The organism is Photobacterium sp. 270122K (assembly GCF_059941365.1).
In genome coordinates, this window is record NZ_JBPOEN010000021.1 from 1 (window position 1) to 1,923 (window position 1,923).

Annotated in this window: 3 protein-coding genes; all 3 read left to right on the plus strand. The window is 38.4% G+C overall.

Translation table 11 applies throughout. The features are described 5' to 3' along the window. The first annotated feature begins 264 nt into the window (after window positions 1–264). The 3 genes from ACSF8W_RS23450 (at window position 265) to ACSF8W_RS23460 (ending at window position 1,835) form a co-directional block, all read left to right on the plus strand. Entirely contained in the window at window positions 265–558 is a 294-nt protein-coding gene (locus ACSF8W_RS23450; protein WP_500849508.1) for a hypothetical protein, read from the plus strand. Between the two features lie 114 nt (window positions 559–672). Continuing rightward, a complete protein-coding gene (locus tag ACSF8W_RS23455; RefSeq protein ID WP_500849509.1) occupies window positions 673–1,230 on the plus strand; it encodes a hypothetical protein in 558 nt (185 codons plus the stop codon). A 2-nt stretch (window positions 1,231–1,232) separates the two neighbouring features. Further along, a complete protein-coding gene (locus ACSF8W_RS23460) occupies window positions 1,233–1,835 on the plus strand; it encodes a hypothetical protein (protein ID WP_500849510.1) in 603 nt (200 codons plus the stop codon). Window positions 1,836–1,923: the final 88 nt, after the last annotated feature.

A 1,923-nucleotide genomic window follows, 5' to 3' on the forward strand; every position in this document is an offset into this window, starting at 1 on the left:
TGTGTTTTCGAGGTGATTGGAATCTGCATGAGAATACAAGTATGTAATAACCCTCATGAGATCAAAACGCTGAGTCAATCTCTCACGAACTCCTACAAGCAGGTAACGAGATAGCAATAGAATAGATGAAACGCATTTGTTGAGCGACTTCTCGCAATATAGCGAGGCGTACTTTAGCAACGATGACTCACTGTGGAACGGCAGACAGGATGTCGGGTTAGGGCTCAAATATAAAAGTGCTATCGTGTTAAGTGGATAATGATAATGGACAACTATGGTATTGGTCGTATAGGGCTCGAATTGGCAAAAGACCTCACATGCTTGTGTGAACAGTTCGCGATACAGTCTGATGCTTATCTAATTTTGAGCGCGGAGTCTGCAACTATTGAAGCAAGAGTAAACAACCTGATTGCACATGCCTATCTGGAGGTTGGTATAAGTGAATCGATACTGCTCAGTCCTTGGGGAGAATCGATTCACCCTCAAATTCCAGATAAAAGCCTTTTATTAAGAGTGACTTCTTTCTATCGTAAGTACAACGAAGTGAAACACACATAACAAGCGCTTTAAACGGAACAAAAACAGTTGGCTGTTTCGCTATCGCTCACAATTATAGCCAACTATTTCCGTCCGCTTAAGCGGGCGTTATATTATTAAGAGGAAGAGGTAAACATGAGTGCAGAAAGTGCTTGGGAACATTGGGCGGAAATTGCGACTGTTATCGCATCTGTAGTTGCTTTATTTTCATGGAATACGGCTAGAAAGAGCAAACAATTAGCGGATAAATCTCTCGAGGTTGCCAAAGAAGCTAGAGATATTGCTAAGAAAGAACTTGAGGCTAAAACTGATAACTTTGAAGTCAAGTGGTTGGATAGTAAGCGACTAGAAAAAGATGGTTTAGTAGCACTATATATTGAATTGATTAACAAGTCTGCGTTACCGAGTGCTCTTGCTAATTTTAATGTAAGTGCGCATATGCACTTTTCAGATGGTAGTGAGCAGGAGATTGACATTGAAGAGTATTTAAGTGAGAAATTATCTAGCAATATGTGGAAATCTGAGTCCCAGTTAACATTCCCTTTGTCTTTTGGTGAAAGACAGGTCAAAAAAGGTTATGTAGTAGTTCGATTACCCAGTTTGAAAACTGAAAGTGATTACGTTAAAAAGTTAACACTCACGTTAGTTAGTTCTCAAAATAACCTTTATAAAACTGATTGTTATGGTCTATAGAAATGTTAAATTTTAATAATAAATCAAAACCTAATAATGCTCTGAAAATATTGGAAAAAGGTCTATTCACTGGTACTAGTCGAAAAGATGGTAGAGCGCTTCCGTATTTTCGAGTTGATGCAAGTGAATATGTTAATTTTCAACGTCATATAAAAGCTCAGGAAGAAAAGAACCTGCCATCAGATACGATTCTTACATGGGGCTGGACAGAGCATTTACTCCAAGATGACTACGTCGCAATTAAGATAGAGTTTACCACCCCCACGAAAACAGAAGTAACGTTGTTATTTGATGATCTCAATGAGTACTGTGAGTATATCGATGTCATTTTACTTTCAAACTGTTTCAGTCTTGTTGTAAGCGATAAGAGCTTGTTTGACGCTGTCAAAGGTGGAGATCACGGTTTAATTATTGACGTTCCTGATACTGCGACGTTTCCTAAGTGGTCTAAAATTTATCAAGAAATCATGATAAAGAGAAAAAGAAGCGAAGGACTTAGGAGGGGAGAAGCGAAGTCACAAGCTAAAAAGGAAATTAAGCAATTTAAGACTAGATGGGTTAAAAACGAACTTTCAAATTATTACTTATCAACGCCAGTAAAATAATATAACAAAGCATTTAAGAGTGATTCGCTACGCTTGGCAGTTTCGCTTCGCTCAAGTATAGCCAAGCGCTGCTCACACCTTAATGCGA